Origin of the sequence: Aliidiomarina haloalkalitolerans, assembly GCF_003987315.1 — a bacterium.
GTDB lineage: Bacteria > Pseudomonadota > Gammaproteobacteria > Enterobacterales > Alteromonadaceae > Aliidiomarina > Aliidiomarina haloalkalitolerans.
In genome coordinates this window covers 662564-680383 of record NZ_PIPI01000001.1, presented here as the reverse complement: position 1 = coordinate 680383, position 17820 = coordinate 662564, and the positions used below count along the sequence as shown (strand labels likewise).

Here is a 17820-nt window from a genome sequence, read left to right as displayed (position 1 = left end):
ATAAAGCAAAAGAAATAATTACAATGAGCTACACTTACAACGTTCAGTCGACATCGACCAAGGGGTAATATAATGCCAACAATGAAAACTCGCGCAGCAGTTGCATGGGCTGCAGGCAAGCCACTGACCATTGAGGAAGTCGATCTCGAACTTCCGAAGAAAGGTGAAGTCCTCGTCCGAATTGTCGCCTCAGGTGTATGTCATACTGACGCCTACACGTTATCCGGCGCTGACCCAGAAGGTATTTTTCCAGCAATTCTTGGCCACGAGGGCGCCGGAATTGTTGAAGCTGTGGGTGAGGGAGTGACCTCAGTTGCAGTGGGTGACCATGTGATTCCTTTGTACACGCCAGAGTGTGGTACCTGTAAATTCTGTACCTCTGGCAAGACCAATCTGTGTCAGGCCATTCGAGCAACGCAGGGCAAAGGTTTAATGCCAGACGGCACCAGCCGGTTCTCGAAAGACGGCCAACCAATTTTCCATTACATGGGCACGTCAACCTTTGCGGAGCATACAGTCGTTCCGGAAATCGCTTTGGCGAAAATCTCAAAAGACGCTCCACTTGAGAAAGTCTGTTTACTTGGCTGTGGCGTCACCACGGGAATGGGCGCGGTAAAAAATACGGCGAAAGTACAAGAAGGTGACACCGTTGCCGTGTTTGGTCTAGGTGGTATTGGTTTGTCGGTGATTATCGGCGCGGTGATGGCGAAAGCCGGACGGATTATCGCGATTGATATTAACGAAGACAAATTTGATATTGCCAAGAAGCTTGGCGCAACAGACGTGGTGAACCCCAACAATTTCGACAAGCCCATTCAAGATGTAATTGTTGAAATGACCGATGGCGGGGTTGATTATTCGTTTGAGTGCATTGGCAATGTGAAAGTCATGCGCGCAGCGCTCGAGTGCGCTCACAAGGGGTGGGGCGAGTCGGTGATTATCGGTGTTGCCGGTGCGGGTGAAGAGATTAGCACCCGTCCGTTCCAGTTGGTAACCGGTCGAGTTTGGCGCGGCAGTGCGTTTGGTGGCGTGAAAGGCCGCTCGCAATTACCAGACTATGTTCAACGTTACCTGAATGGTGAGTTTGAGCTCGACACGTTTATTACCCATACGATGCCTTTAGAAGAGATCAATGAGGCGTTTGACCTCATGCACGAAGGTAAGTCAATTCGCAGTGTCATTCACTTTTAAGTTTTGGAGCCATAATGACTATCAGCTTAAAAGAAGAGAAAAAGGTTTTTGGCGGTCGCCAAATTCGCTATGAGCACACCTCGAGTGTGCTCAATTGCACCATGCAGTTCTCGGTGTTTCTGCCGCCGCAAGTAGAGCAGGGCAAAGTACCAGCGGTTTATTGGCTGTCTGGGCTAACGTGCACTGACGAGAACTTTTCTAGTAAAGCCGGTGCTCAGCGTGTTGCTGCCGAATTAGGCTTAGCTTTGATTATTCCAGACACCAGTCCGCGTGGTGATGATGTGCCGGACGATGCCGATGGCGCTTATGATTTCGGTAAAGGCGCAGGCTTTTACGTGAATGCGACGGAACAGCCTTGGCAACAGCACTATCGCATGTATGACTATATTGTCGATGAGCTGCCAGCGTTGGTTGAAGCAAATTTGCCAGTGTCTGACGCACGTGCCATTAGTGGTCATTCCATGGGTGGCCATGGTGCACTCGTGATTGGTTTACGCAATAGCAGCCGTTATGCGTCTATTTCAGCGTTTTCACCGATTGTTCATCCGACAGCAGTGCCATGGGGCAAAAAGGCCTTTAGCGGCTATCTGGGTGACAATGAGAGCGCTTGGCAAGACTACGATGCTACTGTCTTGCTGCGCGCGAGCAAAGGCAAGAATGTACCGCCGATTCTGCTTGACCAAGGTGAGGCGGATAATTTTTTGGAAGAGCAATTACGCACGGAGTTCTTTGTCGAAGCCAATGAAGCGGTAGGTGCCGGTGCACGCATTCGCATGCAACCGGGCTACGACCATAGCTATTACTTCATTGCGACCTTCATTGAGGACCACCTGCGTTTTCACGCGAGTAACTTACGTTAACCCTGGCAGTGATGCTTGTTGGTTGATGGATTGCAGGCCCACGGCGCGCTTAATAAACGCGTCGTGGACCTGTTTTTAGGATAAGTTTGCCTGCTAGCGTAAAGTTATTTACTGAAAAGTAGGTTAAAAACTCAGCGATTAAATCAGAATACTTGCCGTTGTTAGAAAAAACGCTTGCACCGCAAGGCGCAAATTACTAATATAGCGCCCGTTCGCAGCAGCGAACTTGTTGAATGAACACCTCTTAAAATGTGCGTCCGTAGCTCAGTTGGTTAGAGCACCACCTTGACATGGTGGGGGTCGGTAGTTCGAGTCTACTCGGACGCACCATTCAGTCTGACTTACTTCCACCTGACTTATTTATTCTGACCTGCTTAACCAGAACTCCTTTTTTCACTTAGTCACTGCGAACTATTTTCTTGAGATCAAGCTCAGTTTCCGGCATTGGTTTTGCAAGGTAATAACCTTGAATCCGGTCAGTCCCTAGCTTCCGTAAAAGCTCTAAGGTTTCTCTATCTTCGACACCTTCAGCGACGACATCAAGACCAAGTTCTTTAGCCAATGCGATGGTCGACTGTACGATAGCAAGCGCCCGCGATTGTTGCGTAAGCTCAGCAACAAAGCTACGATCGATTTTAATTTCTTGAATAGCGAGTTCATTTAAGTAAGACAGCGACGAATAGCCGGTTCCGAAATCATCAACTGCGAATTGAATGCCAAGTTGATGTAGCTCTTTCATACTGCGCTGTGCCTGCTGAGAGTCAGTAAAAATCCCCGTTTCCGTGACTTCAAACACTAGACGTTCCGGGTTTATCCCCTGAATAAGCTCTTTCACCAAGGGTACGAAGTCATCGTCGACCAAGTCCCGTGTTGTAATGTTCAGGCTAACCTTGAGTGACTCATGGTGGTGCTTGAGCATGGCGATACACTCACGAATCACCCAGCGAGTGATGACGTTGATCGCACCAGTCTCTTCAAATAGGGCAATAAACTTAACCGGTGGTAGTAGACCGAAATCAGGGTGCTGCCAGCGAATTAATGCTTCGATATGAGTGATTTCGTTGTCATGCAAGTCGAGTTGCGGTTGATAATGCAACACAAACTGTGAGCAATGAACACGCTGAAAATCATTCAGTAAGCGCAAATTCAAACTGTTTGGTTCAATCTCACTGCTGTAATAAGCAACCGTCGTTTTCTTTTTGCGGGCGTAGGCAAGCGCTGTCATACCGCGGCGCACCAATTCAGCTGCGTTACAAACGTTACTTTGGTGTTTGTTATCGGTAGAGCATCCGGCAACACCAAAAGCGAGCTGAGGCTCGATGCGAGTCCCGTCTGACAGCTGCGCTTGAGCAACAATCGTAACGACATCGTTAATTGGCAAGTCGCCACGGTAAAGCATGGCAAAAAGACCACTTCCGTAATGTGCATTCGTCGTGTCAGGAAATCGCTGTAAGCGCCGGGCGACGTTATTAACTGTTTCCAACGTTGCTTGATAACCTAGCGTAATCGCAATTCGGTCAACGTTAGTCACTTGAATCACCAAAAGAGTTAGAGTGTTATTGCTAGTTTTTTGGGGCTGGGACAGAGATTTGTCGAGGTTTTCAAAGAATGCACTTCGATTTAACAGGCCAGTTGCGCTGTCATGCGTTGAGGCATAGCGTAAATCGTTTTGTAATTGACGGCTGCGTTTTAGTTCAGCGAATAAGTCCGCGGTACGTTTTCGCACCTGTTTACGAAGCGTCCACGACCAAAGAAAAAACGTAACGGCAAGACCAAGAATGACGAGGAAGATCCACAACGCGTGTTGAATTGCTTGCCAAATTGAATGGGGTTTCCATTCAATTTCTGCCGCCCACTTCCGATAAACGGCTTGATAGGATCCGTCGACGACTATCGTGGCGAGTTGTATATTCAGCAGGTCTAAAAGTTCCGTGTTGCCTTTCTTTACCGCAAAAACATAGGGCTGCGGCCAAAAAGGTGGGCTAGTGACTTCAACCGGCAAACGATACATTTGCGCTAAATGATTGGATGTAATCGACACTTCAATACAGGCGTCTGCTGTCCGGTTTGCGACCATTTCTAAACATTCCAGTTCGTGCTCAGCCGTGACTATCTCGAATGGCTGTTCAGATTCTGAAACTTGCGCAAAGGAAAACGAACCGCGTACGAAAGCAACACGATGTCCAGCAAGTTGCTCGAGTGCCCCAAACTGTGGGCCTCGCCGGTGCGAAAAAATACTATGTGCGACGTAATAAAAAGGCGTGGTGAAGTCATAAAACTCTCGGCGTGCTTCCGACGCAATCAGGGCGATCATATCGGCATCGCCGTTTTGCACCGCAGCAAGCGCTTCGTGCCATGGAATTAAATCAAACTCAACTTGATCACCAGAGCTGGCGGCCATTGCGCGGGCTAAATCGGAGATGTAACCAACAGCTTGGCCTTGTTCATCACGTGACTCTAGTGGCGGGTAGTACTGTGAACCAACATAACGAATGGTTCGTGGTTCCTGATGGTTTTGATCGGTTTGTTCGGCAGCAACTGCTTGTACAAAAATTACCGCTGCAATTGCTGCAGCGATGTAGCGAAGGAAATGCAGCCATCCAGACCCATGTTGCGTAAGCTGTCGTCCCACTGACACTCCTGATTCATTTTCACATCACATAGAAAGCATAATGTAGCAGTGAATCAAAATATTAGCGAAAAATTTTGCAGCCTAGTGAGAGCTCATTTTTCTAACGCTTTATCCATCGACGAATAACGTATCCTGTAGGCATTTACTGCACTTGAAGTTGAGCTTTAGCGGAATACTAGGTGAATTTTCGGGTGGCTGCAAAATTATTCATGGTGAATGCGTTCGATGTGAATGTTCTCATTTTCGAAGTGCGACAATTTGTGCCATAATTTAGCTTTCTAGATTAATTAAAAGTCATTTTCAAGTTAACTAATAATTATTGATTTGGTTGCAGGAGGCTAAAACGGGAATGGGAAATAACCAAAGTCCGATGAATTTTGAGCTTATCTTTAATAAAAGCCAGTCGCCAGCGCTACTGTTAGACCATTCATTGACGATTGTTTGGTGCAACGAAGCCTATGAAGAAGTTGTCGGCTTTGCGCGCGAGACTCTAGTTGGTCTCGGTGTCTTTGAAGCGTTTCCCGTCGCTAATGAAACGCAGCGACTGCCGCTTTTGCATTCATTACAGCGAACGCTTGATACAAAACAGCCTGACCTAATTACGCAGCTGCATTATGATTTACCCGATCGTTCAGCAGTCGCAAGCATATATTGGCAGGTACTAAACACGCCAATCTTAAATGCACAGGGAGAGGTTGAGTATATTCTCAACCAACCCACAAACGTTACCGATTTGGTGAATTTACAAGCCAGTGCGGGTGACGGATTTTCTCACTCTTTAGGCATGAATCTACCGATTTTGGAAAGTAGTAAAACGGCGCTGCAGATTCTTGCCAAAGAACGCTCTCGCGTGAATGAGCTATTCCATCAAGCCCCTGGTTTTATTTGTATTTTGCAAGGGCCACAGCATACCTTTGAGCTAGCCAACCAAGCCTATTTAAACTTAATTGGTCGCGAACACATCATTGGTAAAACAGTTGCGGAAGTCATGCCAGAAATTGTCAGTCAAGGCTTTGTTGAACTGTTAGATCAAGTATTTAGCACGGGTGAAGCTTATCTTGGTAAAGCTGTTCCTATTCAACTACAACGTGGCGAAGAACAGGAAGCTGAGTTTGTTTACATCGACTTTGTCTATCAACCTATGTTTGACAGTCAAAACCAAGTCACAGGGATTTTTGTTCAAGGCTACGACGTTACAGAATCACATTTACTGACTCAGCAAATCCGCTACGAAGCGTTGCACGACCCATTAACAGGTTTGTTTAATCGGCGTGAAATGAATAATTACAGCGAGTTCTTAGAGGCAACCGAGGGAACTCATGCAGTGCTTTACCTTGACCTCGATCACTTTAAAATTGTTAATGATCGTTGTGGCCATAAAGCAGGCGATGAGCTGCTAAGCCAACTCGCTCAGTGTATGGATGCAATTTCCCATAATGGACGCTTAGCGCGGGTGGGGGGCGATGAATTTGTGGTTTTACTGCAGGCTTGTTTGCCGATAACGGCAGTGAAAGTTGCGGAAGAGTTTCTGCAAGTGATTCACCAGTACACCTTTGTATGGGAAGGTAATAAGTATAGTGTTGGCGCCAGTATTGGCGTGGCATTTTTCGGTGGCGACACGGGATATAGTTACAGCCAAGCACTTGCTGCCGCAGATTCTGCCTGCTTCTTAGCGAAAGACAAAGGGCGTGGCCGCATACAAATTGCCGACCCAACCGATTCAGACGTCAGCCAGCAAAGCCATGACATGGACTGGGTGAATCGACTGAAGAACGCAATGCGAGATGACCGTATTGTGCTCTTTGGTCAGCAAATTGTTGCGCTAGATGCACCAGACCAGATGCTACACAAAGAGGTTTTAAGTCGTTTAGTGAACGAGGGCGGCGAAATTGTCGCACCTGGAGCCTTTATTATTGCAGCTGAGCGTTATGGCCTAATTGAGCGTCTTGATCGCCATATTCTTAGAAAAGTCTTCGCGCGTTTAAATGATCCAACAAGCGCAAAGTGTCGATTATTCGTGAATGTTTCTGGTATTACTTTAAGCAACCCAAGCTTTGTTGATTATATTGACGAACTGTTAGCGGCTTATCCGAACGTGGATACGAGTCAGCTGTGCCTTGAGGTTACTGAAACAGCAGCCGTAACCAATATTCAACGGACGGCAGCGATGATGAATAAAATACGTGAGCGCGGTATTGAGTTTGCGCTTGATGACTTCGGAAGCGGCGTGGCAACGTTTAGCTACCTTGATAAACTACCTATTCGTTTTGTAAAAATTGACGGTGAATTTATTCAGAATGTAAAAGACAACCCCGTTAGCCAAGCGATTGTTTCTTCCATTCAACACATAGCCCAAGTCATGGGCTTAACAACGATAGCCGAACGCATTGAAGAGCCGGAACTTTTGGAGCATTTGCACTCACTTGGTATTAGCCTCGGACAAGGCTATGACATTCACCGACCAGAACCCTTGTAAATAATTTGTTGACATGTACAAAAAGTATACTAAATTAATTTCACTGTCTTTGGCTGGCTGTAACGGCGTTCGCTTTTCAAGGAAACTGCCGCTCAACTAAACGCAGCACTGACGAACAGGTACACCTATCGTGAGGTAGGGTCGCAAAGCTACGGGTCTTGTTTAACGAACTTCAATAAGCTTCAGCAAGACGGCCGAGCCGCCGAATCAGGTTAAATTACCCGTAATTAAACAATTGCGTGTATGGATAATGTAGTTTTGCCTGTCGGAGTTAAAAATGAAAACAAAATTATTAACGCTAGCTTCAGTGTTAGCACTTTCGTTCGCTGCAAATGCTTCCGTTACTTATGATGAAGAAGGTGTTGGATTTGTAGGAAAGGGTGACGTTCAGAGTTTGTTTGGCTGGAATAATCACGAACTGCAAGCTAACGCGGAGTTTATTCAGTTTCGGATGGTGATGCCGGGTGGAGTTGCAACGTGGGAGTGTGTCGATGTAAACCCGGGTGGCAGAGAGTTTCCAGCCCGATCAGAAGGCCCAGTGGCGCTCTCTATGGATGCTGACGTGAGTGTCGATGCTCGGAAAAACCGCAACGGTCAAGTCACCGGCTTTTTGCTGAATGGCTTTGATCAAAGTAGCGCACCGGATTATGCGTCAATTGGCGAATGTGTTCCGCGCGGCCCAGGTTGGGAAAGCACTATGGTACCGGGAAGCTTATCGTACGAAGGTGACGATGAGGGCGCTGAAATGATGTTACAGGTCACTGTCGACGGCGAAGCATGGTACGACATGCCAATCACTGAATAACCTAGTTTTTCCCAGAAAAACACCAGTTGCGAGAGCGACTGGTGTTTTTTTATTGGTTCCATTCGCGCCATTGATTTTGACTTTACAACCCCATCAAAATAAACCACACTGAGCTTATAATAATTTTAACAGTGGCCACGGACGATGCTAGATTCAGTTTCATTTGCGCAAAAACAGCGCCTTGCTTATATCGATTTTTGCCTGCTTTTTCGCGGTTCAATTTATCGTAATGATTTGATTAATCGTTTTGAGGTAGGGCTCTCAGCCGGTTCTCGCGATTTTAATTTGTACAAGCAACTAGCGCCGCAGAACCTCCGTTATGACCAACAGCAAAAACGCTATTTCCAAACCGATGCGTTTAAGCCGCTGTTCCAACATGATCCGCAACGCACGCTGGTCAAACTCGCCAATGATATTTCCGACGGTTTTGATGCCATTGGCGATATTCATTTTCCGGTTGAAGCGCCGTCACGCCTGAATGTCCCCGATTTGTTTGTGGTGGCGCGCCTCGTGCAGGCGATTTTAAATCAGAAAGCGATTGAGGTGACTTATACCTCACTCAGCAGTGGCAATTCGGTCAAACAGCTAGTACCGCATGCGATTGTCGACAACGGTTTACGTTGGCATTTGCGGGCATTTGATCGCGTGTCGCAAAGTTATCGTGATTTTGTGCTGACCCGAATTGAAAAGGTGAACATTTGCGGCAGTGCTGAAGACTTTGAAGGCACTGAAAATGACCATGAATGGCAACGAATGATTCCACTGCAGCTGGTGCCACACCCGCACAATATCAAGCACAAAAGCGCAATTGAGCGTGACTACGGCATGAAAAACGGCGTATTAACCGTTGAAGTTCGAGCCGCTATGGCGGGTTATTTGTTACGACGTTGGAATGTCGACTGCACTGAAGATGCTGATTTGCGCGGGCCAGAGTATCAGTTATGGTTGCGCAACCGCGTCACCTTGGTGGATACCCCGAACTTGGCGATTGCGCCAGGGTATGGGTGACCTTCGATGAAACAGGGTAATCGCTATGCGGTACTGGGTGATGAACAAATGTTTGAACCGGGCTCAAATGAGCTCGTCCTAAAAACGTTACTCAAAGGAAGAGGAACATTATGACCGCACAAAGCATAAAATTGTTTACCAGCGCAGATGGAAAGGCGCAGCTAGAAGTGGCGCTTGAAAAGGAAACTGTATGGTTGAGCCAAGCGCAAATGGCGGAGTTGTTTGGCATTCAGCGACCGGCAATAACCAAGCATTTGAGCAATATATATAAAAGTGGCGAGTTAGACAAAAGAGCCACATGTTCCGTTTTGGAACATGTGGCTGACCACGGCCAAAAGTATAAGACGAAGTATTATAATCTTGATGCGATTATTTCTGTTGGTTATCGAGTTAACTCACTACGAGCGACTCAGTTCCGACAGTGGGCGACACAAACCCTAAAAGACCACTTAATTCAGGGCTACACGCTCACGAACCGCGTGTGCTTGATGAATACAAGTAACTTGGCGATTGCCCCAGGGTATGCGTAGGTGTTGCACCGCGGTACACGAGAATAAAACATGGAAGATGAACATGACCGACATACAAAGCATAAAACTGTTCACCAGTGCAGATGGAAAGGCGCAGCTTGAGGTAGATAACTCAACAACTACTACAAAATCCTTAGTAGTTCCCCCAAAGTGGAAACAACTGGTTTGTTGAACTAACGCTCCGGAATTTCCGGATAGTTCCCTTATGAAGTTTCAGCACTAAAAACAACCGATTAGTCGGGAATATAAAAGAGATATGGATAGCAACATGGACAACACTGAACAGCAGTTTCTAAAAGAATTGGATGACAAACTTTGGAAGGCTGCAGACAAGCTACGCGCCAACCTGGACGCTGCTAATTACAAGCATGTGGTATTAGGGCTTATCTTCTTAAAGTACGTGTCAGATGCCTTTGAAGAACGCCAAGAGGCGCTTATTGAGCTGTTTGGGCAAGAAAGCGATGATAACATTTACTACATGCCGCGCGATGATTTCGACAGCGACGCCGACTATCAGCAAGCCATACAGGATGAGCTCGAGCAGCTCGACTACTATCGTGAAGCGAATGTGTTTTGGGTGCCAAAAGCTGCCCGTTGGAGCACCTTAAAAGAAAAAGCTGTGTTGCCGATCAACAGTATGCTTTGGCAAGACGCAGCCGGTAACGATGTAAAGCTGCGCTCGGTGTCTTGGTTGATTGATAACGCCCTAGAAGAAATTGAAAAGAGTAACGCCAAACTTAAAGGTATTTTGAACCGAATTAGCCAGTACCAGCTCGATAACGATAAGCTCATCGGCCTAATTAATACGTTTTCTGATACCTCGTTTACCAAGCCGGTATTTGGTGGCAAGAAACTCAATTTACACAGCAAAGACATTCTCGGCCATGTGTACGAGTATTTCTTGGGTCAGTTTGCCTTGGCAGAAGGCAAACAAGGTGGTCAGTATTACACCCCGAAAAGCATCGTAACCCTCATCGTTGAAATGCTAGAGCCGTATTCAGGGCGCGTATATGACCCGGCAATGGGTTCTGGCGGCTTTTTCGTTTCAAGCGATAAGTTCATCGAAGAGCATGCCAAAGAACATCATTACGACGCTTCAGAGCAGCGTAAGCGCATTTCTGTGTATGGGCAGGAATCGAATCCTACCACATGGAAGCTGGCGGCCATGAACATGGCTATCCGTGGTATCGACTTTAACTTCGGTAAGAAAAACGCCGATACCTTTTTGGATGATCAGCACCCCGATTTGCGTGCCGACTTTGTCATGGCAAACCCACCCTTTAACATCAAAGACTGGTGGAGCGAATCGCTCGCCGACGACGTACGCTGGAAATATGGCACGCCGCCCAAAGGCAACGCTAACTTTGCCTGGGTGCAGCACATGGTGCACCATTTAGCGCCGACCGGCAGCATGGGGATATTGTTGGCCAACGGCTCCATGAGTTCAAACACCAACAACGAAGGGGAAATACGCAAGCGCCTGATTGAAGAAGACTTAGTTGAGTGCATGGTTGCTTTACCCGGCCAGTTGTTTACCAACACGCAAATTCCCGCCTGTATTTGGTTTTTAAGCAAAGACAAAGCCAACGGTATGGTACGAAGTGAGAAAAAACGGGACCGACGTAACGAATTTCTGTTTATCGATGCCCGTAACCTCGGCTTTATGCGTGACCGGGTACTGCGTGACTTCACCAACGAAGACATAGCTAAGGTCGCCGACATCTTCCACGCATGGCAGCGCGGCGACAACTACGAAGACATCGCCGGCTTCTGTAAATCCGCCAACCTAGATGACATTAAAAAGCACGATTATGTGCTCACCCCAGGCCGCTATGTGGGCGCAGTGGAACAAGAAGACGACGGCGAACCCTTTGCAGAGAAAATGGCACGCCTTACCGCCCAGTTAAGTGAACAGTTTGCCGAAAGCGAGCGGTTAGAAGCTGAGATTAAGCGAAATCTTGGAGGGCTGGGGTATGAGCTTTAACCGCCAGCTCAAGCATGAAATTGAGCAGGGCGAGAGCAAAACACTCGAATTCAAGCGAGAGCTGCCCAAAGGTGAGCAACTTTCGAAAACGCTGGTTGCCTTTGCGAATACGAGCGGCGGTAAGCTGATTATCGGCGTTGATGATCAGCGCCGAATTGTGGGTATTCAAGGCGATGAGTTTGAACTGATGGATCAGGTTGCATCTATAGTGCATGCACAGTGTTTACCCACGCTATTGCCGAGTATTTACTTAGAAACCATTAAACAGAAAACGCTTTTGGTGGTACAGGTTCATCGTGGAAGTCAGCTGCCGTATTTCCTGAAGAGCAAGGGCCGTGATGACGGCACCTATGTGCGTATTGGTGCAAGTAATCGACCTGCGAGCTTAGATATGATCCATGAGTTGGAACGGCAACGGTTGAACCAAAGCTTTGACGAGCAAGCCTCCTGGGAAGTTGAACTGAAGCAGTTGGATTTAACCCCACTGTATAATGCTTTCACCCAACAGGGAAAAACGCTCGATGAACAACGCCTACAGAGCCTTAAACTGGTAAAGCAAGAGCATGATCAGTTGCGGCCCACACACGGGCTTCTAATCCTGCTTGGCCACTATGAGCATGTGGAAATAAAATGTGCCCGCTTTAAGGGCGACAATATGGCGGTTTTCCTCGATAAAAAGGAATACCGTGGAGACTTATTTCAGCAATTAAGCCAAGCCGAGATTTTTATTAAAAACCACCTGCATTTGCGGGCTGAAATTCTTGGCTTGCAACGCACCGACACCTACGAAATCCCCATTCCAGCCATTCGCGAGGCGCTGATTAATGCCGTGGTACATCGTGATTACAGTAATTTTGGTCGCGATATTAAACTGGGCATTTACGACGATTGCGTAAACATTGTTTCGCCCGGCGGTTTGCCCAACGGCATCACCTTAGAAGAAGCGCTGCAAGGTCGCTCTGAAATTCGAAACAAAGTGGTGGCGCGGGTGTTTCGCGAACTCGGGTACATAGAACAATGGGGCAGCGGCATGGCGCGTATCCGCCAGTTATGCCAAGAAGCAAAAACACCAAAACCGGTGTTTAAAGAAATAGGCGACTCTTTTGACATCGAGTTTCTGCGTGATCAAAGTTTACAAGGTACGGTCGAAGAAAAAGCAGGTGGTGCAATAGGTGGTGCAATAGGTGGTGCAATCGAAAATCTGACCACCGCACAACAATCTGTTTTGGCCGTTATTCAGGCCAACCCAAGTTATCCGTACCGCAAAATAGCCGAAGAATTGAATATCAACCCCTCGGCCGTGCAGAAGCACCTAGAAAAACTAAAAGAGCTAGGGGTAATTGAACGCGTAGGCGGCACCAGAGGATATTGGCAGGTGAAGATATGAAGCAGAATCTCAGGGGGCAAATGTGAGCTTCGAAGATATTTTTTACAACATTCCAAGCCATTGGGGAATTACGACCCTTGGTGAGCTAGCCAAAGCATCTGGAGGGGATATACAAACAGGCCCTTTTGGTAGCCAATTGCATGCGAGCGATTATGTTGATCATGGTATACCTTCGATTATGCCAAAAAATATTACTGTTGATGCAATTACCACAGATGATATTGCACGCGTCTCAGTAAAGGATGTAGAGCGATTATCTAAGTACAAGGTGCACGTTGGTGATATTGTTTACAGTCGCCGCGGCGATGTTGAGAAATGCGCGCGTGTAACTGAAAAAGAGGATGGTTGGCTTTGCGGCACTGGTTGTCTCAGGGTTCGCGTTAATTCAAACGAAGTCAGTACCGAATATTTACATGCTTACCTTTGTCACCCCTCTGTTCGAGAGTGGATCGTACGTCATGCTGTAGGCGCTACGATGCCAAACTTAAACACTTCTATTCTTAGCTCTTTACCAGTTGTCATTCCTAGCAAGGATGAAATGGCAGTAATTTCATCGATATGGTTAACAGTATCGAGTAAAATAGAACTCAACAAACAGATTAATCAGACTCTAGAGCAAATGGCGCAAGCCATATTCAAAAGCTGGTTTGTCGATTTCGAACCCGTTAAAGCCAAGATGGCTGCACTGGAAGCCGGCGGCAGCGAAGAAGACGCATTAAACGCCGCCATGCAAGCCATTTCCGGCAAAGACCAAGGCCAACTTGCCCGCTTCAAAACCGAACAACCCGAGCAATACAACGAACTCCGCACCACCGCCGAACTCTTCCCCTCCGCCATGCAAGACAGCGAACTTGGCGAGATTCCCGAGGGGTGGAATGCCTTACCGTTTGGCGAGCTACTAGAAAAGACAATCGGTGGAGATTGGGGAAAAGAACAACCAGACGAGAAACACACGGAAAAAGTGAAAATTCTGCGAGGTACAGATCTACCGAATATTTATCTAGGTAACGACAAAAAGGTACCAACTAGATATGTTGAGCCTAAAAAATTAAAAAGCAGGAAGTTAAGACCCGGAGATATAGTTATAGAGGTCTCAGGAGGGAGCAAGGACCAGCCAACAGGGCGTTCACTATTTCTGACTAAAGACTTTTTAAATCGACTAGGTGTTTGCGAGCCTGCAAGTTTTTGTCGACTATTTCGGCCGATCAATGAATCTATAGGGCTGATATTAGGCCTACATTTACGTCAAATATACAGTGAGGGTAAAACTTGGCAGTATCAGAATCAAAGTACCGGGATAAGTAACTTTCAAACTAAAGTTTTCCTTGAGAATGAGTTGCTCGCTCTTCCTGATGAAGATTTAATTTCTAGCTTCATTAAGCTTGCCCTACCACTTATTGATAAGGTTTACTCAAATGAAAGCATTACTTTATCTGATTTACGTGACGCTTTATTGCCGCGACTCATCTCTGGTGAATTGAATATTGCAAGTTTGGAACAAGAAATGGAGAGCTGTTCATGACAACACGCGTCGAAATGATTATCGAAACCCTCAAAGCCCACCCAGATAAGAAGTTCACGGCTAGGGAGTTGGCACAGTATTTTATCGAGCGTTATCCAGAAGAAATAGCCGAGAAGCAGCAGAACCCTCGTTACAACACTGAAGAAAAGCTTATTGCGCAACTAGCGGCAGAAGTCGGGGGGAGTCGATTGCGGACCGCTATGGAGAAATGCCCGAATGTAGCGACGCGAGATAAACCTCGACCACGCATTTACTATTGGGAGGCGAACCCTGAGCTGGCACAGCAACTCATTGAAGTAGACGATGATCCCGATGAAGTAAATGTCGACACACCACTAACAACCCCTGGTTTGAGTGAGCATGATTTGTATCCCTTGCTCATTGAATTTCTTCACAAAGAACATGGCCTATATTGCCAGCGCATCGATGAGCGCAAGTCAAGAAACATACACGGAAGTGGCGGTAATCACTGGTTGCATCCCGATATTGTTGCGCTCGAAGCGCTTGATATGGGCTGGGAAGGCGTCGTGAAAGACTGTGTGCGGACAGGCAATCAAAGTGCGGTGCGATTGTGGTCGTTCGAAGTAAAAAAGCACCTGACCAAAGGCAATGTACGAAAATCATTTTTCCAAGCAGTTTCGAACTCTAGCTGGGCCAACTTCGGTTACCTCGTCGCAACCGGCCTAAATAGCGACGTAGAAGGTGAATTACAAATGCTCGCCAGCCTTCATGGGATCGGGGTATTGCTGCTAAACACCGAATCGCTCTTCGACAGCCAAATACTCATACCAGCACGCGAGCGCACAACCGTCGACTGGCAATCTGCAAATCGAATCGTCGCTGAAAATAGTGACTTTCATCACTACATCGAGCAAGTCGGCATTTATAACCAAACCGGCAGGGTGGTTAAAAGCGCATGGAATAAGTAGTTACTTGTTGCCATTATGGGCAACATTCAGTACGTTAAATGAACAAACACGAAGCCATGGAGTTTCGGCAAAAGAACGCTCAGGTAGTATTCCTCAAGGAATGAGCCTTTCTAAAGTCCTCCCACGGCATGATATTGAGCATGCACGGTTTGCTTGATATATCGCGGATGCGCGGTAATACAATGTTACAAGGCAAAATGAATCGAACATTGTTGTATCCAATTTGTGGGTTTTTAATAGCTCCGCCTATAGGAGCTCTAACATGGGTTGTGCTAAATGGTGGTATTGGCGAAATTTTTGGCATAATAGCTACTTTGGCGATTATTGTAAGCTGGGTTATTTCCGCAGTTATTGGCATACCAACTTATTGTCTTCTGAAAGCTATAGGTTGTATTAGCTTGCGCTCTTTAACTTTAGGCGGCGCACTGATTTCAGTTACTCCTTGGCTGCTTTTGAGTTTTCCTGGTGGCACCACTCGCAGTGTTGTGGGGCAAACAATAATCATTGAGAATGGCAGCTACACTACTGCAGGTCTTTTATATCAAGCAAAGCTCCTGCTGGGTTTTGGCTTTTGCGGTGCGGTTTCAGGCATAGTCTTTTGGCTTGTAGTCCGTCAGCTTGTAACAAGGCCATCAATTTGACTGCCTTTCGCTGCGCTTCAGTCAGCACATTATGGCGGCGTTAATTATTTAGATTCAGTCTTAAGTACAGATTAAAAGGAGAGGTTGTGAATCAGATATTAAAGGTAAGGAATTTTCTTGTTCTAAAGAAGGTTGACATTGAAGTTAAAAAAATAAATGTCATTATTGGTCCCCAGGCAAATGGGAAAAGTTTGATTGCAAAATTGTTATATTTTTTCCAGAATGTTTCCAAAGAATTCATTGGTGGAATTCGAGCTCAAAGCACGAAGAGAGAGCTTGATAAAAAAATAATTGATGAATTTGAATCCAAGTTTCCCAGATATTCGTGGGAGAATAGTTCTTTTAAAATACAGTATCTTATCGATGGGATTTATTTTTCAATATTAGGTGAAAAGAATACCAGGGGAAAAACAAGCATTTCAGTTAATTACTCTGAAGATTTGGTGAGGCTTTTTAATAATAAGAAGAGGCTTTATAAGAAGAGGCTAGCTGAATATAAAGAGCAAGAAAAGAAAGATGGTAGGATTCTTGATGCTGAAAGAAGAGTGATGTTTGAGCATATCATAGAACCTATGAAAGATGAAAGGTGCTCCGCATTTTTTTCCGAATCTGTTTTTATTCCGGCATCTAGATCGTTTTTTGCTAACTTGCAAAAGAATATATTTACCTTCTTGGCCTCTAACCTTGATATTGACCCATTTCTTAAAGAATTTGGAAGTCTTTACGAAACATCCAAGCGTATGTACAAGGATTCATTTTTTTTAAGAAAGCATAAAGCTCTTCTTGAAGATATGTATAGAGCGCTAGAGGCAATCGTAAACGGCGATTATGAATATCATGACGAGCAGGACTGGATAATATCTAAAGGGAAAAGAATTAATCTAGCAAATGCTTCGTCCGGTCAACAGGAATCATTACCAATGTTATTGGTTTTGTGCGTATGGCCAATGTTGAGAAATTCTGGACAAGGAAGTATGTTCTTTATAGAAGAGCCTGAGGCACATTTGTTTCCTACTTCACAAGGCTACATCGTTTCAATATTATCACTCTTATACAACAACCTTGGGACTAACTTTTTTGTGACTTCGCATAGTCCATATATCTTGTCAGCATTGAATAATTTTATTTTAGCTAGCGATGCTGTTGAATGCGGGAAAATATCTAACGAAGAATTTTTAAAGCTTAATGGTTCTGGTTTACCTGTAAAATTTGAAGACGTTTCAGCTTATACGATTATTCATGGAGAAAGCGAACTAATTTGCGATAGTGAATATCGGATGGTCGGAGGGGAAATTCTTGATGGTGTATCAGAGCACTTTGAAAGTGTAATGAATGAGCTTCTGCTTTCTGAGAGGTAAAATAATGGACTATGATAAATGTAGCACTTTGGCAAATGACTCAACGATCGTTGTTCAGGAGAATAGAAGTAGATTTGAGTTGAAGAACCCAGAAAGAAAGTATTTCCAGAAAATTGAGGTCGATGGCTGTTTAATAGGTGATGGGGTCGAGAAATGCGACTGGATTATTGCGTCTGAAAAGCCAAAGCAAAGAGTTTTGTATATTGAGCTGAAAGGCTGCGACATTGACAAAGCGATATCCCAACTTAAGTCTACCCTGTCACATACTAAGGAAAGATATAGAGACTACAATAGAGAGTGTTATGCCGTTACCACAAGAATACCAAAGCACGGCCCATCGATTCGCAAGAAATGTTTGGATTTTTATAGATCGACAAAAGCCACTCTGAGCGTTAAAAATATAAAAGCAAGTGTCTTGGGGTGATTATTAATAAGTCACGGAACGCGGACGCGTGAGACGCGCCGCTTCGTTCAGCGTTATACGCAATCATAGATCT

Annotated in this window: 14 protein-coding genes, 1 tRNA gene and 1 riboswitch; of the genes, 14 read left to right on the top strand and 1 reads right to left on the bottom strand. The window is 45.8% G+C overall.

All coding sequences use genetic code 11. The features are described 5' to 3' along the window. Window positions 1-72: 72 nt before the first annotated feature. The 3 genes from CWE06_RS03110 (at window position 73) to CWE06_RS03100 (ending at window position 2381) form a co-directional block, all read left to right on the top strand. The gene (locus CWE06_RS03110) at window positions 73-1191 is read left to right on the top strand and encodes an S-(hydroxymethyl)glutathione dehydrogenase/class III alcohol dehydrogenase (RefSeq protein ID WP_126791053.1); all 1119 of its coding nucleotides are present in this window, start codon (window positions 73-75) and stop codon (window positions 1189-1191) included. Window positions 1192-1205: 14 nt separating this feature from the next. Further along, entirely contained in the window at window positions 1206-2051 is an 846-nt protein-coding gene (gene fghA, locus CWE06_RS03105) for an S-formylglutathione hydrolase (protein ID WP_126791051.1), read from the top strand. Between the two features lie 253 nt (window positions 2052-2304). Beyond that, a tRNA-Val gene (locus CWE06_RS03100) sits at window positions 2305-2381 on the top strand. Between the two features lie 67 nt (window positions 2382-2448). On the opposite strand, the gene CWE06_RS03095 is transcribed toward CWE06_RS03100, so the two are convergent. Then, entirely contained in the window at window positions 2449-4683 is a 2235-nt protein-coding gene (locus CWE06_RS03095; RefSeq protein WP_198679014.1) for a putative bifunctional diguanylate cyclase/phosphodiesterase, read from the bottom strand. 349 nt (window positions 4684-5032) lie between these two features. Here CWE06_RS03095 and CWE06_RS03090 point away from each other — a divergent pair, with 349 nt between their 5' ends. From CWE06_RS03090 to CWE06_RS03040, 11 genes are all read left to right on the top strand, one after another. Further along, complete coding sequence (locus tag CWE06_RS03090; RefSeq protein ID WP_126791047.1) at window positions 5033-7159, top strand: sensor domain-containing protein; 2127 nt, start codon at window positions 5033-5035, stop codon at window positions 7157-7159. 108 nt (window positions 7160-7267) lie between these two features. After that, window positions 7268-7366: riboswitch (cyclic di-GMP riboswitch) on the top strand. A gap of 70 nt (window positions 7367-7436) precedes the next feature. Continuing rightward, a complete protein-coding gene (locus tag CWE06_RS03085; protein ID WP_126791045.1) occupies window positions 7437-7964 on the top strand; it encodes a hypothetical protein in 528 nt (175 codons plus the stop codon). A 144-nt stretch (window positions 7965-8108) separates the two neighbouring features. Beyond that, the gene (locus tag CWE06_RS03080) at window positions 8109-8972 is read left to right on the top strand and encodes a WYL domain-containing protein (protein WP_126791043.1); all 864 of its coding nucleotides are present in this window, start codon (window positions 8109-8111) and stop codon (window positions 8970-8972) included. 110 nt (window positions 8973-9082) lie between these two features. Further along, window positions 9083-9502: a virulence RhuM family protein gene (locus CWE06_RS03075; protein WP_126791041.1), complete on the top strand. Its 420-nt coding sequence runs from the start codon at window positions 9083-9085 to the stop codon at window positions 9500-9502. Between the two features lie 268 nt (window positions 9503-9770). After that, window positions 9771-11486 (top strand): class I SAM-dependent DNA methyltransferase, encoded by a 1716-nt coding sequence (locus tag CWE06_RS03070; RefSeq protein WP_126791039.1) that lies wholly within the window; start codon window positions 9771-9773, stop codon window positions 11484-11486. Further along, the gene (locus CWE06_RS03065) at window positions 11476-12873 is read left to right on the top strand and encodes an RNA-binding domain-containing protein (protein WP_126791037.1); all 1398 of its coding nucleotides are present in this window, start codon (window positions 11476-11478) and stop codon (window positions 12871-12873) included. Before CWE06_RS03070 ends, CWE06_RS03065 begins: the two co-directional genes overlap by 11 nt. 22 nt (window positions 12874-12895) lie before the next feature. After that, window positions 12896-14395, top strand: a complete 1500-nt coding sequence (locus CWE06_RS03060; RefSeq protein ID WP_198679013.1) for a restriction endonuclease subunit S — start codon at window positions 12896-12898, stop codon at window positions 14393-14395. Further along, window positions 14392-15324: a COG2958 family protein gene (locus CWE06_RS03055; RefSeq protein WP_126791035.1), complete on the top strand. Its 933-nt coding sequence runs from the start codon at window positions 14392-14394 to the stop codon at window positions 15322-15324. The genes CWE06_RS03060 and CWE06_RS03055 overlap by 4 nt, the downstream gene beginning before the upstream one ends. 140 nt (window positions 15325-15464) lie before the next feature. After that, window positions 15465-15965, top strand: a complete 501-nt coding sequence (locus CWE06_RS03050) for a hypothetical protein (protein WP_126791033.1) — start codon at window positions 15465-15467, stop codon at window positions 15963-15965. 86 nt (window positions 15966-16051) lie between these two features. Next, window positions 16052-17323 carry an AAA family ATPase gene (locus tag CWE06_RS03045; protein ID WP_126791031.1) on the top strand — a complete coding sequence of 424 codons (1272 nt, stop codon included), beginning with the start codon at window positions 16052-16054 and terminating at the stop codon, window positions 17321-17323. Between the two features lie 4 nt (window positions 17324-17327). Beyond that, entirely contained in the window at window positions 17328-17747 is a 420-nt protein-coding gene (locus tag CWE06_RS03040) for a hypothetical protein (protein ID WP_126791029.1), read from the top strand. Window positions 17748-17820: the final 73 nt, after the last annotated feature.

What these genes read in the sequence shown, in the direction of transcription:
- CWE06_RS03110 (WP_126791053.1), top strand. Translation starts at nt 73, where the DNA reads ATGCCAACAATGAAAACTCGCGCAGCAGTTGCATGGGCTGCAGGCAAG.
- fghA (WP_126791051.1), top strand. Translation starts at nt 1,206, where the DNA reads ATGACTATCAGCTTAAAAGAAGAGAAAAAGGTTTTTGGCGGTCGCCAA.
- CWE06_RS03090 (WP_126791047.1), top strand. Translation starts at nt 5,033, where the DNA reads ATGGGAAATAACCAAAGTCCGATGAATTTTGAGCTTATCTTTAATAAA.
- CWE06_RS03085 (WP_126791045.1), top strand. Translation starts at nt 7,437, where the DNA reads ATGAAAACAAAATTATTAACGCTAGCTTCAGTGTTAGCACTTTCGTTC.
- CWE06_RS03080 (WP_126791043.1), top strand. Translation starts at nt 8,109, where the DNA reads ATGCTAGATTCAGTTTCATTTGCGCAAAAACAGCGCCTTGCTTATATC.
- CWE06_RS03075 (WP_126791041.1), top strand. Translation starts at nt 9,083, where the DNA reads ATGACCGCACAAAGCATAAAATTGTTTACCAGCGCAGATGGAAAGGCG.
- CWE06_RS03070 (WP_126791039.1), top strand. Translation starts at nt 9,771, where the DNA reads ATGGACAACACTGAACAGCAGTTTCTAAAAGAATTGGATGACAAACTT.
- CWE06_RS03065 (WP_126791037.1), top strand. Translation starts at nt 11,476, where the DNA reads ATGAGCTTTAACCGCCAGCTCAAGCATGAAATTGAGCAGGGCGAGAGC.
- CWE06_RS03055 (WP_126791035.1), top strand. Translation starts at nt 14,392, where the DNA reads ATGACAACACGCGTCGAAATGATTATCGAAACCCTCAAAGCCCACCCA.
- CWE06_RS03050 (WP_126791033.1), top strand. Translation starts at nt 15,465, where the DNA reads ATGCACGGTTTGCTTGATATATCGCGGATGCGCGGTAATACAATGTTA.
- CWE06_RS03040 (WP_126791029.1), top strand. Translation starts at nt 17,328, where the DNA reads ATGGACTATGATAAATGTAGCACTTTGGCAAATGACTCAACGATCGTT.